At 65.4% G+C, this 16,670-nt stretch carries 14 protein-coding genes; 9 read left to right on the forward strand and 5 right to left on the reverse strand.

Annotation, left to right across the window (positions count from 1 at the left end):
- Nucleotides 1–115: 115 nt before the first annotated feature.
- On the forward strand, nucleotides 116–763 hold the full coding sequence (locus EC86_RS0115735; protein ID WP_232229913.1) for an ABC transporter ATP-binding protein: 648 nt from the start codon (nucleotides 116–118) through the stop codon (nucleotides 761–763).
- Nucleotides 764–1,102: 339 nt separating this feature from the next.
- Nucleotides 1,103–2,971, forward strand: a complete 1,869-nt coding sequence (locus EC86_RS0115740) for a phosphoenolpyruvate carboxykinase (GTP) (protein ID WP_029526707.1) — start codon at nucleotides 1,103–1,105, stop codon at nucleotides 2,969–2,971.
- A gap of 159 nt (nucleotides 2,972–3,130) precedes the next feature.
- Here EC86_RS0115740 and EC86_RS0115750 read toward each other — a convergent pair whose 3' ends face one another.
- The gene (locus EC86_RS0115750; RefSeq protein ID WP_029526708.1) at nucleotides 3,131–3,655 is read right to left on the reverse strand and encodes a hypothetical protein; all 525 of its coding nucleotides are present in this window, start codon (nucleotides 3,653–3,655) and stop codon (nucleotides 3,131–3,133) included.
- 130 nt (nucleotides 3,656–3,785) lie between these two features.
- Between EC86_RS0115750 and EC86_RS0115760 the strand changes: the two genes are divergently transcribed.
- Complete coding sequence (locus EC86_RS0115760) at nucleotides 3,786–4,760, forward strand: LysR family transcriptional regulator (RefSeq protein ID WP_029526709.1); 975 nt, start codon at nucleotides 3,786–3,788, stop codon at nucleotides 4,758–4,760.
- Nucleotides 4,761–4,796: 36 nt separating this feature from the next.
- On the opposite strand, the gene EC86_RS29520 is transcribed toward EC86_RS0115760, so the two are convergent.
- Nucleotides 4,797–4,940, reverse strand: coding sequence for a hypothetical protein (locus EC86_RS29520; protein ID WP_198026855.1), 144 nt, complete (start codon nucleotides 4,938–4,940; stop codon nucleotides 4,797–4,799).
- Between the two features lie 216 nt (nucleotides 4,941–5,156).
- On the opposite strand from EC86_RS29520, the gene EC86_RS0115770 reads away from it, so the two are divergent.
- Both EC86_RS0115770 and EC86_RS0115775 read left to right on the forward strand, forming a co-directional pair.
- Nucleotides 5,157–6,023 carry a metallophosphoesterase gene (locus EC86_RS0115770; protein ID WP_029526711.1) on the forward strand — a complete coding sequence of 289 codons (867 nt, stop codon included), beginning with the start codon at nucleotides 5,157–5,159 and terminating at the stop codon, nucleotides 6,021–6,023.
- 182 nt (nucleotides 6,024–6,205) lie between these two features.
- Nucleotides 6,206–6,628, forward strand: a complete 423-nt coding sequence (locus EC86_RS0115775) for a universal stress protein (protein ID WP_029526713.1) — start codon at nucleotides 6,206–6,208, stop codon at nucleotides 6,626–6,628.
- A 109-nt stretch (nucleotides 6,629–6,737) separates the two neighbouring features.
- Here EC86_RS0115775 and EC86_RS0115780 read toward each other — a convergent pair whose 3' ends face one another.
- From EC86_RS0115780 to EC86_RS0115790, 3 genes are all read right to left on the reverse strand, one after another.
- Nucleotides 6,738–10,787, reverse strand: coding sequence for a PAS domain S-box protein (locus tag EC86_RS0115780; protein ID WP_029526714.1), 4,050 nt, complete (start codon nucleotides 10,785–10,787; stop codon nucleotides 6,738–6,740).
- 114 nt (nucleotides 10,788–10,901) lie between these two features.
- Nucleotides 10,902–12,140 carry an ABC transporter substrate-binding protein gene (locus tag EC86_RS0115785; protein WP_029526715.1) on the reverse strand — a complete coding sequence of 413 codons (1,239 nt, stop codon included), beginning with the start codon at nucleotides 12,138–12,140 and terminating at the stop codon, nucleotides 10,902–10,904.
- Nucleotides 12,141–12,198: 58 nt separating this feature from the next.
- Complete coding sequence (locus EC86_RS0115790; protein ID WP_029526716.1) at nucleotides 12,199–13,113, reverse strand: LysR family transcriptional regulator ArgP; 915 nt, start codon at nucleotides 13,111–13,113, stop codon at nucleotides 12,199–12,201.
- 109 nt (nucleotides 13,114–13,222) lie between these two features.
- Between EC86_RS0115790 and EC86_RS0115795 the strand changes: the two genes are divergently transcribed.
- The 4 genes from EC86_RS0115795 to EC86_RS0115810 all read left to right on the forward strand — a co-directional run bounded on the left by EC86_RS0115795 (nucleotide 13,223) and on the right by EC86_RS0115810 (nucleotide 16,670).
- On the forward strand, nucleotides 13,223–14,590 hold the full coding sequence (locus EC86_RS0115795) for a D-amino acid dehydrogenase (RefSeq protein WP_029526717.1): 1,368 nt from the start codon (nucleotides 13,223–13,225) through the stop codon (nucleotides 14,588–14,590).
- A 105-nt stretch (nucleotides 14,591–14,695) separates the two neighbouring features.
- Nucleotides 14,696–14,992 carry a hypothetical protein gene (locus EC86_RS0115800; RefSeq protein ID WP_029526718.1) on the forward strand — a complete coding sequence of 99 codons (297 nt, stop codon included), beginning with the start codon at nucleotides 14,696–14,698 and terminating at the stop codon, nucleotides 14,990–14,992.
- Nucleotides 14,993–15,164: 172 nt separating this feature from the next.
- A complete protein-coding gene (locus tag EC86_RS0115805; protein ID WP_029526719.1) occupies nucleotides 15,165–15,683 on the forward strand; it encodes a flavin reductase family protein in 519 nt (172 codons plus the stop codon).
- A gap of 84 nt (nucleotides 15,684–15,767) precedes the next feature.
- Entirely contained in the window at nucleotides 15,768–16,670 is a 903-nt protein-coding gene (locus EC86_RS0115810; RefSeq protein WP_029526721.1) for a DMT family transporter, read from the forward strand.

Raw genomic sequence — 16,670 nt, forward strand, 5'->3', positions numbered from 1 at the left:
GTCCGCCGCGTGCGGACTTTTTTTGTTGGCAAGGCGCGCAGGCAGGGAAAACCTGGCCGCCAACAGGCTTGGCCGCCAGAGCGGCAGACACCCGGCAGAAATTGAAAGGGCTCGCATGATGCATCCGGAAACGACTATTTTGAGGGTGCAAGGCCTGGTCTTCAGCCATTCGCCGCTGCCCGCGCCGCTGCTGTTTGACCGCCTGTCCTTTGTGCTGTCGCCCGGGGTGACCTGGCTGGGCGGCGGCGAAGGCAGCGGAAAAACCATGCTGCTCCGCTTGCTGGCCGGTGCCGTGCCCGCGAATACGCTGCAGGGCCAGTTTGAGCTCCACGGCGCTTGCCTGGCGCAAGACCCGTCCGCCTACCGGCGGCAGGTCGCCTGGCTGGACCCGCGCGATGGCGCACGCGACCTGCAAACCGCCCGCGAAATCTTTGCCGCCATGCCGGCGCACCACGCCGGCTGGAATCCGCAAGCGCTGCAGTTACACATTGCCGGGCTGAGCCTGGCGCCGCATCTGGACAAGGCGCTTTACATGATGTCCAGCGGCACCCGGCGCAAGGTGCTGATCGCCGCCGCGCTGGCGGCAAGCGCGCCGCTCACCCTGCTCGACCAGCCCTTCATGGCGCTGGACCGGCCGTCCATCGACTATTTGCTGGACTTGCTGGCCGAGGCGGCGCGCCACGCCGGCCGCGCCTGGATGGTGGCGGATTACGAAGCGCCGCCGGGCGTGGCGCTGTCAAGCACCGTTGAACTTCCCAGCTGAACCAAAAACAAGGCCAAATCAGCCTTTTTCGCTTTACCAGCTTGCACTTATAGCTATCAAAAAAATAGTTTTTCTGTCAGCCTGACTGCTCCTGCCGTCGCGATGAAGGGCAACCTTTTGAGGTTAATCAAACATAACCTCATGTTTGTTTTGCATAACTTTTGCGTGTAACCCGGTGGTAACCGAAGCCGATGTTCCTAAAATGGCTCTCTGGCCAACCCGTGGTGAAGCAGCACAAAGCCGCATCCCGACAAACGTCCGCACGCCACCGCAGTTGTCAACCGCGCCGTTGCCTGACGTTTATCGAAATCCCGCTTTTTTACTTTGGAGTTTTTTTCGATGAACCAACCTAGCATGCAAGGGCTTGAAATCAATACGCCCGCCTACGTCAAGAACGCAAGACTGATTGCCTGGGTCGCCGACATGGCGCTCCTGTGCAAGCCCGACGCCGTGTACTGGTGCGACGGCAGCGACGCCGAATACCAGGGCCTGTGCCAGCAGCTGGTGGACGCCGGCACCTTCAAAAAACTCAATGAAGCCAAGCGTCCGAACAGTTTCCTGGCCTGCTCCGACCCGAGCGACGTGGCCCGCGTCGAGGACCGCACCTACATCTGCTCGGCGTTGAAGGAAAACGCCGGCCCGACCAACAACTGGATGGAACCCAGCGAGATGCGCGCAACGCTGCAGCCGCTGTTCGACGGCTGCATGAAGGGCCGCACGATGTACGTCGTGCCGTTCAGCATGGGTCCGCTGGGCTCGCCGATTGCACACATCGGCATCGAGCTGTCCGACAGCCCGTACGTGGCCGTCAACATGAAGATCATGACGCGCATGGGCAAGGCGGTGTTCGACGTGCTCGGCGCCGAAGGCAACTTCGTTCCCTGCGTGCACACCGTCGGCGCGCCGCTGGCCGAAGGCCAACAGGACGTGGCCTGGCCGTGCAACACCACCAAGTACATCGTGCATTACCCCGAAACGCGCGAAATCTGGTCCTACGGCTCGGGCTATGGCGGCAATGCGCTGCTGGGCAAGAAATGCTTTGCGCTGCGCATCGCGTCCAACATGGGCCGCGACGAAGGCTGGCTGGCCGAGCACATGCTGATCCTGGGCGTGACCAATCCAGCTGGCAAAAAATACCATGTGGCGGCGGCGTTTCCGAGCGCCTGCGGCAAGACCAACTTCTCGATGCTGGTGCCGCCTGCCGGCTTTGACGGCTGGAAGGTCACCACCATTGGCGACGACATCGCCTGGATCAAGCCCGCCGCCGACGGCAAGCTCTACGCCATCAACCCCGAAGCCGGCTACTTTGGCGTGGCCCCCGGCACCAACATGCTGACCAACCCGAACTGCATGCTGAGCGTTCGCGGCAACACGATTTTCACCAACGTCGCGCTGACCGACGACGGCGATGTGTGGTGGGAAGGCATGGAGCAGGACGCGCCCGGCAAGGCACTGCCCGCGCACCTGATCGACTGGCAAGGCAAGGACTGGACGCCGCAAATCGCCAGGGAAACCGGCGCCAAGGCCGCGCACCCCAATTCGCGCTTCACCGTCGCTGCCACCAACAACCCGGCGCTCGACAGCGCCTGGGACGACCCGAAAGGCGTGGCGATTGACGCCTTCATCTTCGGCGGCCGCCGCTCGACCACCGTGCCGCTGGTGACCGAGGCGCGCAGCTGGGTCGAAGGCGTGTACATGGCCGCGACCATGGGCAGCGAAACCACCGCCGCCGCCGCCGGCCAAGCCGGCGTGGTGCGCCGCGACCCGTTCGCCATGCTGCCCTTCATGGGCTACAACATGAGCGACTACTTCCAGCACTGGCTCGACCTGGGCGAAAAGCTGGCCGCTTCCGGCGCCACGCTGCCGAAAATCTACACCACCAACTGGTTCCGCAAGGGCGCCGACGGCAAGTTCGTCTGGCCCGGCTACGGCGAGAACATGCGCGTGCTGGCCTGGATGATCGACCGCATCGAAGGCAAGGGCCAGGGCGAGGACCATGTGACCGGCGTCAGCCCGAGCTATGAAGACCTGAACTGGACCGGCCTGGACTTCAGCGCCGAGCAGTTCAACACCGTCACCAGCATCGACAAGGCCGCCTGGCAGAAAGAGCTGGAACTGCATGCCGAGCTGTTCAAGCAGCTGGCCTACCACCTGCCCAAGGAACTGGGCGACACCAAGGCCGAGATCGAGCGCCGCCTGGCGGCCTGAAGAAAGAGCCCGTGTAACAGGCCAGCGCATGAACCGCACTGGCCTGTTGCACGGGCAGGTCGTGGCGTGCAAACGACAGCACGACGCAAAAAAGCCACCTGACCAGGTGGCTTTTTTCATGGCCGCCGACTGAGCGGCGGCGTTTGGAAAACTATTCGTTCAAAAGTAGTGACGCTCGTAGGCGCGCTGCATGGAATAGCTGCGCGACTTCGTTGCGCGCTCGGCCTTCAGGGCCTGGGTGGGTGCGACCGAATCCGTGGTGACATTCGCCTCGCTGCGCGACATCGCGCACTGCAGGTCGGCCATCACGCGGTCGTCCTGCCGGGCGATGGCCCACAGGCGCTGGTCGGCGCGGGCTTCGGCGATGCTGCGCGACCAGTCGTCGAGGCTGCTGCTGATGCGCTGACCGGCGGCGCGCAGGGTGCCGGCGAAGAAGGCCAGCAGCGCGAACAGCGCGATCCACAGCGCCATCCAGATCATCAGCAAGTGGCTTTCATCCGTGCTGTCCATGACTTCATAAGCCACCGCAGCCACCGCCGCCGCCACGGCGGAGCCCAGCAGCAGCACCACGCCGCGCTTGCCCGACACATTGCGCGGAACCTGCTGGGCGGCGTCCATCAGGGCCTCCATGCGGTCGGCGCCGTGGTGATGGTCGGGGTGAGGGGTGTTGATAAAGCTGGTCATGATGATTTCCTTGGGTCTGGTTAGCTTCCATGTATGGGTAGCGGGTAGGGAGATATTAGGGTTTTTACTAATACTGTTCAACTTTATATATGTGATGTTCGTCATTCATAAAATTGATGACTGAACCGTGATGTCTTCACCGAAACCTTTCAAGCCGCCGAACTTCCGCACGCTCGACCTGAACCTGCTGCGCGTGTTCGACGAGGTCATGGCCGAGCGCAGCCTGACGCGGGCCGCGCGCAACCTGTCGCTGACACAGCCCGCCGTCAGCAACGCCCTGAGCCGGTTGCGCGAAACCCTGGGCGACGAGCTGGTGCAGCGCAGCGGCCAGGGCATGGCGCCCACGCCACGCGCCGTGGTGATCTGGCCCGCCGTGCGCGAAGCCCTGCGGCAGTTGCAGGCGTCACTGGTTCCCGATGAATTCGTGCCGGGACAGGCGAGCAGCAGCTTTGTGCTGGCGATGGCCGACGCGACGGCCGCCGAGCTGATACCGGGCTTGAGCGAAACGCTGGAGCACGAAGCGCCTGGCGTGAGCATACGGGTTCTGCCCCTGACCACGCGCGACCCGCGGCAGATGCTGGACACCGAGGCCTGCGATCTGGCCATCGGCCATTTCCCGTCGGTGCTGCCCGACCTGACGGTCAAGGCGCAAAACGGCGAGGCGATGCCGTTTTATTTCCAGCGGCTGTATGACGGCGAATATGTCTGCGTGATGCGCAAGGACCATCCGCTGGCCGGCGGGCGGCTGAGCCTGGACGACTTTTGCGCGGCCCGGCACATGCTGGTGAGTTTTTCCGGCCGGCCTTATGGCTTCATCGACGAGTCGCTGGCCGCGCTGGGGCGGGAGCGGCGGGTGGTGCTGACCGTGAACCAGTTCTTTACCGCCGGCCGGGTGGTCGCCCACTCCAACCTGCTCACGGTGCTGCCGCGCCATTTTGTGCGCGTCACCGGCTTTGCCGCCGAACTGGCGCTGCAGCCCCTGCCGTTTGCGGTGTCGCCGGTGCATGTGGACTCGCTGTGGCACCGGCGTTCGGACCGGCTCGGCGCGCATGCCTGGCTGCGGCGTGCCGTCCTGCGGGCGGCTGAGAAGGCCTTCACGGCCTGAAAAACCCGACCGTGCTTTTGCGCGGGCGGCTGGCGCTCAGCGAATGACGCTCAGGAAGGCGCGGGCTGCGCCGCGCAGCTCCTGCGCCTGGCGCGGGTCGCGTCCGGCGCCGGCGTCGGCGCGCTCCATCAACTGGTGCGCCACCTCGCTGGCGGGCGCCAGCGCGTTGCGTGAAGACATGAAAGAGGCAATTTTGGAGAGAATGCGAAACATAAAAACTCAGTGCGGTATTAAAAATGGTGACAGGGATAGAGTAAGGGTTTTCCCTAGGTTTACAAGCCGGGGCAGGTCACAAACCCATGCCGATACGGCATGGCCGCATTCAAAATGGTCTTTGCACCAGGGTAAAAAGCACCGGTGCAGGAGGAATTCCGCACCTTCCCGCACAATCGGCCCGTGAACATCCAGCTTCTTTCCGACCTGCATCTTGAGTCCAACCCCTACTTCAAACCCACGCCGCTGCCCGGCGCCGACGTGCTGGTGCTGGCGGGCGACATCGGCTCCTATCAGCAGGGTTCGCTGCTGACCAGCCTGGCGATTGACGACTTTGGCCTGGCGCGGTTTTCGCCCTTGCCGGCGGCGCAGGGCGGCGCGCTCTGGCCGACGCCGGTGCTGTTCGTGCCGGGCAACCATGAATACGACGGACTCGAATTCGATGAAGCCGACGCCCGGCTGCGCGAAGCCTGCCAGCGCCTGGGAATCGTCTGGCTGGAACGCGAATGCGTGCGGCTGCAGGGCGTGCGCTTCATCGGCTGCACCTTGTGGACCGATTTTGATGCGCTGACGACCAGCGCCAACAGCAGGGACCCGGCAGCGCCAGGCCGCATCACGCTGGGCGAGCAGCTCAAGATGCGCGAAAAAGCCTTTCGCGCGGCCAATTTTTACCTCAAGAAGAACCATGCCCTGCGCCAGGGCCAGCCCGTGCTTGCCGAAGCCCTGCGCGAGGAGGGCCTGCGCAGCCAGGCCTGGCTGCGTGAGGCGCTGGCAGTGCCCTTTGACGGCCCCACGGTGGTGGTGACGCACTTTGCGCCCAGCCTGCTCAGCGCCGACCCGCGCTATGGGCTGACGCCGGGGTCGGCCGGGTTCTGCAATTCGCTGGACGACCTGCTGCCGCTGGCCAGGGTCTGGCTGCACGGCCACCTGCATTGCCCGAACGACTACGTCAGGCAGGGCTGCCGCGTGGTGGCCAATCCGCTGGGTTACGCGCGCAAGGGCGAGCAGCAAGGCTTCCGGCCGTCGCTGCGCATTGCGGTTCATCCATAGCCTGACAGGGGGTGTTGAATTGTCGCGCCAGCGGCCTGCCGGTGGCTATTTCCGTTTCCAAATCAATCCGAGATTAGGCGCGAAGCCGCGGACAGTGCTTTGGCACGGCAAGGCGAAGCAACGACATATCGGATTGATTTGGAAGCGGAATAAACTACGGTATTGACCAAGGAGCACACACCATGAAGATTCTTCTGGCCGTTGACGGCAGCCCGTACACCAAGAAAATGCTGGCCTACCTGACCACGCACGACGAGCTGTTCGGCCCGCGCAATGAATACACCCTCCTGACGGTGCAACCCCCCTTGCCGCCCCGGGCGCGGGCGGCCGTGGGCAAGGAAATCGTTGACGGCTACTACGCCGACGAAACCGAAAAGGTCATGGCGCCGATCACTGAATTCCTGTCGCACCACAATCTGGTGGTCAAGCGCGAGTGGAAGGTGGGGCATGTGGGTGAAACCATTGCCAACTTTGCCGACGAGGGCAAGTTCGACCTGCTCGTGATGGGCTCGCACGGCCATGGCACGATTGGCAACCTGGTCATGGGCTCGGTCGCGACGCAGGTGCTGTCGCACTGCAAGGTGCCGTTGCTGCTGGTTCGCTAGCATCGCGGCGGGCAGAATGCTATCTAAACAATAGCTGAATACGCTTTGCCAGCAAGCGGAAAAGGCCTGAAAGGCTTGAAAACTTCGCCTTGGAAGCAGGTTTGCCGGCTCAGGCGGCCGCAGCGCCCAGGGTGAAATAAAACGTGGCGCCTTCGCCTTGCACCGACTCGGCCCAGACCCTGCCGCCATGGCGCGCCACGATCCGGTGCACTGTCGCCAGGCCGATCCCGGTGCCGGCAAATTCAGCCTCGGTATGCAGGCGCTGGAAAGCGCCGAACAGCTTAGGGGCATACGCCATGTCAAAGCCGGCACCGTTGTCCCGGACGAAATACACATCCTCGTCGTCGGAGCCGACCATGCGGCCCAGCGTGATGCAGGCGCGGTCCTTGCGGGCGCTAAATTTCCAGGCATTGCCGAGCAGGTTGTACAGCACCTGCGTGAGCAGGCGCGGGTCGCCCTGGGCCATCAGGCCAGGCTGCACGTCCAGGCGGACCAACCGGCCCGGCTCGCGCTCTTGCAGGCCGGCCAGCACCACCCCGGCCCTGGCGCTCAGGTCCACCGTTTCCCAGGTCAGGCTGGAGCGCGACACCTGGGCCAGCGACAGCATGGCATCGATCAGCTCGCCCATCTGCCCGACGCCGGCCCGAATGCGCGCGAGGTAATGCTGGCTGCGCTCGGCCAGCGGCGTCGTGCCCTGGCCGGCGATTGACTTGGCCAGCAGGTTGCTGAAGCCGTTGATGCTGCTCAGCGGGCTGCGCAAGTCATGCGACACCGAATAGGAAAACGCCTCCAGCTGCTCATTGGCAAACTTCAGCTGCGCCGTGCGTTTTTGCACGCGATCTTCGAGGCTGGAATTGAGCAGCAGGATTTCTTCGCGTGCCTGGCGGCGCTCGCGAATGTCGGTGTTGACGATCATCACGCCGTTGACCTGTCCGCTTTCGTCGCGCACCACGGTCCCGCGCATCTCGACATACACCGGCGAGCCGTGGCAGTCGGCCTGCTCCACCTCGCCGGTCCAGTCGCCCTCGGCCGCCTTGATCTGTTCGATGGCGTCGGTCAGCACCTGCGGGTCGCGGTACATCAGCGTCTGCATGGTCTTGCCCAGTACCTGTTCCGCCGGCCAGCCATAGAGGCGCTCGGCGCCCCGGCTCCAGAAGCGGATGCTCAGGTCCAGGTTGCGCACCACGATGGCGCCCGGCGCCAGGTCGATCAGCGAAGCCTGCTCATGCAGCCGCGCCGCCGTCCTGCGTTCGGCCTCCTCGCTGCGCCGCTGCTCCAGCCGGGTGCGCAGGCTGACGATGCCAAAGGCCAGGTTGTCGGCCAGTTCCTGCAAGAGCTGGATCTCTTCGGGGGCAAATCGCTGAAGCTGGCCGGCATACAGGCACAGCACGCCAAAACTGTGCCTGTCGCTGCACAAAGGCAATGCGAGGGTGCTGAAATAACCCCGCTGCATCGCCGCATCACGCCAGTGAAATTCGCTGTCCAGCTGGCTGACATCGCCGGTTTGCTGCGGCAGCCCGCTGCGGATGGCCCGGCCCGCCGGCCCCCGCCCCTGCGGCCGGTCGTCGCGCCAGCACAGGGTGATGGTTTCCAGATACCCTTGCTCGGCGCCCGCATGGGCCACGGGCTGGATGGTTTTTTCCTCGTCATCGTTGGCAAAGCCGACCCAGGCCATGCGGTAGCCGCCGACCTCCACGGCCACGCGGCACACCTCGGCCAGCAAGGCGGCTTCGTCATGAATCCGGTTGATGGCCATGCTGGAACGGCTCAGCATCTCCAATGCCCGGTGAGTGGCGGCCAGCGCCATCTCGGCCAGCTTGCTGTCGGTGATGTCGCGTATGGTGCCCACCACGCGCTCAAGTTCGCCGGCGTCGCTGAACACCGGGTAGGAGCGGTCGCGCAGCCAGCGTATCCGGCCATCGGCCGAAAGGATGCGGTACTCGACCCTCGAATTGTGTCCCGCTTCATTCAGCGCATTGGCCTGCGCCAGCACCGGCAGGTCTTCGGGCAGGACGGCATCGACCTGGGAGCCCGGCACGGCGTACAGGCTCTCGCAACTGCGGCCCCAGATTTTTTCATAGCCCGGGCTGACATAGCGCACCTGGCCCTGGTGGGCATCGACGTTGTAGAACACGTCCTCGATGTTTTCGGCCAGTTCGCGAAAGCGCGCCTCGCTGCCGACCAGCGCCTGCTCGGCGCGCGCGCGCTCCAGCGCCAGCCGCGCCAGCCGGATGGCCGCTTCGATCAGCCGCTGATCGGCAGTCTGCGGCCTGCCGGGCGTGCGGCGGTAAATGGCAAAGGTGGCCAGCACTTCACCATCGGTCGCCACGACCGGCGTACTCCAGCAGGCCAGCAGCCCATGGGTGGCCAGCAGTTCCCGGAAATCGTGCATCAGCGGGTCGCGCCTAACGTCCTCGACGATCACGCTTTCGCGGCGAAAGGCTGCGGTTCCGCAGGCGCCCACGCCTTCCCCGACGCTCAGGCCGTCGGTGGCGCGGACGAATTCTGGCGGCAGGCTGGGCGCGATGGCCTGGCGCAGCTGCCCGCCCTGCGACATGAGCATGGAACACAGGCTGTCCGGCGCGCTGCTTTCGATCAGCCGGAGGATGGCCTCAATCGACTCGCGCACCGGCGCGCCCCTGGCGATCAGGACCAGCACTTCCTCCTGCGCCAGGGCAAAGCTTTCCGCCGCCTTGACATCGGTCACATCGACGAACACCGCCAGGGCGCCGAGCGAGCAGCGGTCGGCGCCGAGCAGCGGACGGGTGCTCATGCGCAGGATACGGTCCGGGGCGTGCGGCGGGGAAAATCTCAGGTCCCAGTTGTCGATGCTGGCGCCCGCCAGGGTCTGCGACAAGGGCCCGTTCGATTCGAGGCTGGTTCCATCGAACGACTTGAGCGGGCTGACGTGCCGCCAGTCGCTGAACAGCGCGTCTTCGCCGGGCGTGGGGAATACCTTGCGCGCGGGCCGGTTGAACAGCAGGAAACGGCCCTGAGTGTCGATGGCGATCACGCCTTCGCTCATGCTGTTGAGGATCAGGTCGAGCATGGCGCGCTCGGCATCGCCCTTGCGCAGGGCGGCATCGAGTTCGCCGCGCTGCGCCTGCAGGGATTCGGCCATGCGGTTGAAGGCCAGCGCCAGCCGGCCGATCTCGTTGTGGTGCGAAAGGCCCAGGCTGACGCGCGCCAGAAAATTGCCGCGCGCGATTTCGTTGGCTTCCTTCAGGATGGCATTGGCAGGTTTGACCACCAGGCGCCGGCCCATCGCCCAGGCGCTGGCCATGCCCAGGGCGGCCATGGCCAGCAGGGCGGCCAGATCAGCCATCAGCAGGGTGCGCGGCGTGGCGACCAGGACATTGCGCGGCACGCTGATGGCCACGAACAGCCCGCCCTTGGAGGCGCCGACCGGGGCATAGGCGTACACCTGCTCGACGCCGCGGCTATCAGCCGCCTGGCCGACGCCCGGCTGCCACGACCGGGCCGCGTTCAGCACTACCGGATCGCGCTCCTGGCTGCCGGCCTGGCCGGCGGCCGGATGGGATGCCAGGACCACACCCTGGCGGTCGATCACCCGCAGCAGTGCGCCTTCCAGGATTTTTTCCGCCGCCAGGACTTCGACAAACCTCGTGACATCCACGGCGGCAAAGGCCACGCCGTTGAGAATGCCCCCGGTGCTGTACACCGGCATGCCGAAGGCCACGCCGGGCCGGCCCGTGGACCGCGAAACCGCATAGTCGCCGACTGAAAACGCCTGCTGTTCAAGCGCCTGGGTAAAAAAGGCCCGGTCGCCGATATCTATATCGGCGACCGGACTGGCGGCATGGCACGACAGCCTGCCGTCCAGGTCCACAACGCCCAGGTTGGAATACGCCGTGTCCTGCGTCTGCAGGTTTTTCAGGTACTGCGCGCACAGGCGGTTTCGCGTGTCCTTGATGGAAGGGCCGCTGGCAATGTCGCCCAGCAGCTGGGCGGCCCGTTCGACCAGTCGCTGCTGGTGCGCCGCCGCCAGCAGCGCACTGGACTGCAGGCCGGCCTGGGCCAGCGCCAGCACCGTCTGCTGGTTTTTCGCCGCCGACCAGGCGAACAGGCCAAAGACCGGCACCAGCCCGGCCAGCACGAGCAGGACCAGGCGGGAACGAAGGCCGAGCCGGCTCAACATCGGGAATTTCCGGGCGGGATCAATGGGAAATGGGTGAAACGCGGTGCGGGCATGGGGTCGGGCGAACGCCTGTGCGGCGCGCGTGGCGGGGTATGGCTGACAGGCGCCCTGGCTTTACTGCTTGCGCTGCACAAACAGGTTGCGCTTGGCGTCTTCGGGGTAGGCAAAGGTCACCGCGCCATTTTTGACCATGCCCATCACCAGCATGTTCTGCGTGGTTGCCTCCTTGTCCTGCTTGCTGAAGGGCTGCTCGTAGGTGGCGGTGACGCCGTAGTAGATGCGGTTGCGGCTTTCCAGCGCGGTCTTGATGGCCGGGCCGGTGAGCTTGCCGTCGCGCACGCCGAACAGCGAATGGACCAGCACGTACACCGCGTCATAGCCCTGCGCGGCGGCCATCGGGACCGGAATCTTCTTGACCTTGTACTTGCGCGCATAGCCGGTCAGGAACGACGCCCGGCGCTCGTTGCTGGGCTCGGCGATGAAGGTCTGGGCCATCAGCGCGCCCTCGGCAGCTTCCTTGCCGCCGTCGATGAAGAAGGGAAACGACAGCGTCCAGGCACCGACCTGCGGCACCTTCCAGCCCAGCGACTGGCGGCCCCGGGCAATCACCGCATTTTCCGGGCCGACGGTGTAGCTGAACACCACGTTGGCGCCGGCCGCCCTGGCGGCCTTGAGTTCCTCGCCCAGGTCTTTCACCCCCAGCGCAAACCGGGCGACATGCACCGGCTTGAGCTGTTTGGCGGCCAGCGCGGCCTCGACATCCTTCAGGCCGGCCTCGCCGTAGCCGGTGGTGTCGGCAAAAATGGCCACCTTGTCCCAGCCACGCTTGACGATGTCATCGACCACGAAGGGCGCCTGGATGGCGTCGCTGGGCGAGGTGCGAAAGATGTAGCTGTCGGGCGCGGGGTATTTGGCGGTGAGCGGCTTGCCGGTGGCGCACGGGATGATCAGCGGCAACTGGCTGGTCTGGTACACCTCCAGCGACTTGGCGGCGACGCCGGTGTTGCAAAAGCCGATGGTCGCCACGACCTTTTCAGCGACCAGTTCCTGCGACAGTTTCAGACCGATGTCGGGATTGGCCTGGTCGTCCTTGCGAACGATCTCGATCTTGCGGCCCAGGTAGCCGCCGACGGCATTGATTTCATCGACCGCCTGCAAGATGCCGTTGAGCATCGGCACGCCGAAGTCCGCCGAGCCGCCGGTGAATGGGCCGATGACGCCGATCTTCAGCGTATTGCCGGCTGCGCCCGCCGCCGGATCGCCCTGCGCGCTGGCCGGCAGCGAAACAGTCAGCGCGGCGGCAAGGGCTCCGGCCATGGCGGCGCGCAGGCCGCTGGAAGTCAAGGAAGGCATCGTTTTTCTCCTGGGTTACCCAAGTATATGAAACAGTGTGTTTTTTGTGCAGTTCATTTCAGGCGGCCAGCGCCACTTCGGCCGACCGGGTCAGCGCGCAGCTCAAGGCATCGAGCACTTCGGACTCCAGGTTCCAGCAATGCCAGTAGAGCTGGATCGGCAGCACGCACGAAGGCGCCAGGTTGACCAGTAGGCCCTGGTCCAGCAGGGGTTGCGCGAGCAGGCCCGGCAGCACGCTGGCGCCCCAGCCGGCCAGCACGGCGCGCACCTGGCCTTCGGACGAAGGGACGAACAGCTGGTTGAGCATGACGCGCTTGAGCCCGAAGGCCTTGCCGACGAATTCGCTCTGCATGTCGTCCTTGCGGTTGAAGGCGACGAAGGCAATCTCGCGGAAATTGTGCGCCGTCAACGCATCTAGGCCCAGACGCTCCTGCGCCAGCGCGGGCGTGGCGACCGCGACGTATTCCATCGCGCCGAGCGGCACCACCTTGCAGCCGCGCAGCGCCTGCTTGAGCGTGGTGACGCAGCCCAGCACCTGGCCCTGGCGCAGCCATTCGTGCGTGAAGTCCTGGTCGTCGGTGATGATTTCCATCGGCAGGCCCGACTGCGCCAGCGCGGTCAGCGCCGGCAGCGCCCAGGTGGCGATGCTGTCGGCGTTGATGGCAATGGATATGCGCTCTTCCTCGCGCGCGCCGCGCAGCGAACTCGGCGCGAGTTCCTTCAGGTCGCGCTCCAGGTCGGCGCGCAGCAGGCGCAGCATGCGGGTGTGCTTGAGCAGCAACTGCCCGGCCGAGGTGGCCTTCAGCGGCCGGCTGCGCACGATCAGCACCGTGCCGACCTGCGCCTCCAGCGCGCGCAGGCGCTGCGACACCGCCGACTGGGTGATCGACAGGCGCCGCGCGGCGCGCTCAAAGCCGCCCTCTTCCACGATGGCCGCCAGGCATTCCAGGGCATCCGGGTCAAAAGTGCTCATTCGGAAGGCTTTCAGTATTAGTTGGCCTGATGATTTAGCTGACAGTTTAATTTGACTGTTATCCGGCGCCAAGCTCCTGCACACTTGCGTTTTGCAAAAGGGGAACGGCATGAAGGTTGTGGTTTTAGGCGCAGGCATCATCGGCGTGAGTACCGCCTGGCATCTGCAGCAGCGCGGGCACGAGGTCACGGTGGTGGACCGGCAGCCAGATGCCGCGCTGGAAACCAGCTTTGCCAATGCCGCGCAGATTTCCGTCAGCTACTGCGAGCCCTGGGCCAACCGCGACGCGCCGCTGAAGGCGCTGAAATGGATGTTCCGCGACGATGCGCCGCTGCTGTTCAGGCCGCAGTCGCCGTTTGGCGAGGGCTGGCGGCAATGGCGCTGGGGCCTGCAGTTCCTGGCGCAGTGCAACGACGCGGCCTTCGAGCGCAATGTGCAGCAGCTCGTCGCGCTGGGCGCCTACAGCCATGCCGCGCTCAAGGACGTGGTGCAGGCCACCGGCATCGACTACCACCGGCTGGAGCGCGGCATTGCCCACTACTACACCGAGCAGAAATCGTTCGACACCGCCGGCGACGCAGCCGAGCTGATGCGCAAGTACGGCGTGGCGCGCCGGGTCGTTTCCACCGCCGAGCTGCTGAAGATCGAACCGGCCCTCAGCGCCTTTGCCGACCATATCGTCGGCGGCACCTACACCGCCAGCGACGAAAGCGGCGACGCCCGGGTGTTCACTCAGGCCCTGGCCAGGCGCTGCGCCGAGCGCGGCGTGACGTTTTTGTACAACCACGACGTGCTGCGGCTTGAAAAAGCCGGCAATGCTATTGAATCCGTAGCTATACGCGCCCGTGGAACAAGCGCAAAAGGGCTAAAAGATGCTCAATTCAGGCCCTTCAAGCAACTCAAGGCCGATGCGGTGGTGGTGGCCTGCGGTTCCTACAGCGCGCCGCTGCTGCGCACCGTCGGCGTGGACTTGCCGATCTACCCGGGCAAGGGCTACAGCGCCACGTTCAAACTGCGGAGGCCCGAGTTGGCGCCGTTCGTCAGCACCATCGACGATGAAGTGAAGTGCGCCATCAGCCGGCTCGGCAACGAGTTGCGCGTGGCCGGAACCATCGAGGTCGGCGGCTACGACCTGTCGCTCGACACGCCGCTGGCCAAGGCCAGGTGCCGCATGCTGGCCCGGCGCATCGAGCAGGTGCTGCCCGGCGTGTGCGACACGCGGCTGGAAGAAGAAGGCGGCACGCCGCAGTTCTGGTGCGGCCTGCGCCCGGCCACGCCGACCAACATTCCCTACATCGGCAAGACCAGGGTCAGGCGTCTGTGGGTCAACGCCGGCCACGGCACGCTGGGCTGGACGCACGGCGCGGGCTCGGGCAAGGCCCTGGCCGAGCTGATCAGCGGCGAATCGCCGGCGATGGCCTTCGGCTTTTACGGATTCGACAATGGCCACCGCCAGCCCGGGCTCTCCGCCGCCTGAGCCTGTTCCCTGCTCCCCGGCAGCGCCCGCAGGGTCACCTTTTCCTACAGACAATACTTTTTCAGGCTGACAGCCGGGAGGCGCAAAGCCGGCGACAGTGCAGGGATGACGACACAAAAATCCCGCACTTCACCCAACAACACACCTGACCAGCCGGCCGCCGGCAAGGGCATGCCGGCGAAAGCCCCGCAAGCGCAAGACCCCATGGTGGGCAAGCAGCCCGACCTGAAGGACGGCTCGGCCCAGGACAAGCTGGAATTGCCGAGCGACCGGGACCAGGCGCAGGACATGACCGCCGATCAGCCCGACCCCCGGATCGAGCAGGCAGCCAAGGACGTCAAGGACGGCAAAAAGGACACGAGCAAGGCGACCGAAACGGATCAGACCTACAGGAAGCTTTGAGCGGTCACGGTTTTTCAGCCAAATACGGCTTTTGCGCACGACCGGCATGCATAGTAAGCTATTTATCTCATAGCATTTAACGCCAAATGAACGCCGGCTCCGTCCTGCGCAGGCGAGCGGCGCAAGCCCCGAAGCCGGCGCGTGCCGGTGGCTTCAGTTAAATTAGCGCCCTATGTTGCCCCTATCTCCCCCTCGCCAGGCGAGCAGCCCGAGCTTTTCGCCCCGGGAATTCCGCGCCTCCCTGGCGATGTTCGCCACCGGCGTGACCATCGTCACGGCACGCACGCCGGCCGGGGTGCTGGTCGGCCTGACGGCCAATTCCTTCAACTCGGTATCGCTCAATCCGCCGCTGGTGCTCTGGAGCCTGTCGCAAGGCGCCAGCTCGATGGCCGCGCTGAGCACCGGTTCGCACTACGCCATCAACATCCTGTCGGCCGATCAGAAGGAACTGGCCGAGCGCTTTGCCAGCCGGCGCGAGGACCGCTGGCTGGACGTGGCATTCAGCGAAGGCGCCAGCGGCGCGCCGCTGCTGGATGGCGCAGCCGCGACGTTCGAATGCTTCAACCGCAGCCGCTACGAGGAAGGCGACCACGTGATCTTCGTCGGCGAGGTCGAGCGCTGCAGCCACCAGGCCGGCGCCGCGCCGCTGCTGTACCACGGCGGCAGGTTCTACACCGAGCATCCGCTGTAAGCCGGCGTCACGCCCTTTCGGCCGGCCTGGCCGGCGGGCGGCGGTCGCCCGCGTCCCTGCGTTTTCCCATGCCACGGATTCTTCATGATTGAACGAAAAACCCATCTCGACACGCTGGCGGTGACCATGCTGCTCGGCTGCTGCCTGTTCTGGGGGTTGCAGCAGGTCCTGATCAAGGCCACGCTGGCCGAGATACCGCCGATGTTCCAGGCGTCGCTGCGCCTGGCGGGCGCGACGGCGCTGCTCTGGGGGTGGTGCGCCTGGCGCCAAATTCCCCTGTTCAGCCGCGACGGCTCGCTGGCGGCCGGGCTGCTGGCGGGCGCGCTGTTCGGCGCTGAATTTGCCTGCATCTACCTGGGCCTGCAATACACCACGGCGTCGCGGCTGACGGTGTTTTTGTACACCTCGCCGTTCTGGGTCGCGCTGCTGGTGCCGTTCTGGGCGCGCTCGGAAAGGCTGCGCGGCCTGCAGTGGGCCGGGCTGCTGTGCGCCTTCGTGGCGGTGGTGTTCGCGCTGCGCGAAGGCTTGTCCGGCGGCACGGCATCGACTGTTCGCGGCGACCTGCTGGCGCTGGCGGCCGGCATGCTATGGGGCCTGACGACGGTGGTGATCCGGGCGTCGAAGCTGGTGACCATTGCGGCGGAAAAGCTGCTGTTCTACCAGCTGGCCGTCAGCGCAGCAGCCTTCCCGGCGCTGTCGCTCGGGCTGGGCGAAGCCTGGAACTGGCACTTCAGCGCGTTTGGCCTGGCGTCGCTCGGCGTGCAGACGGTGATTGGCGCCTTTGCCAGCTACCTGGCGTGGATGTGGATGCTGGGCCGCTACCCGGCCACGCAGATTTCAACCTTTGTGTTCTTCACGCCGCTGTTCGCGCTGCTGTTCGGCGCCCTGTGGCTGGGCGAGGCGGTCACGCCCGGCCTGCTGGCTGCGCTGGCCACGGTGGCGGCAGGCATCATGCTGGTCAACCGCAGGCCGCGCGCCGCCGCCTGA

Origin of the sequence: Polaromonas glacialis (assembly GCF_000709345.1) — a bacterium.
Lineage (GTDB): Bacteria > Pseudomonadota > Gammaproteobacteria > Burkholderiales > Burkholderiaceae_C > Polaromonas > Polaromonas glacialis.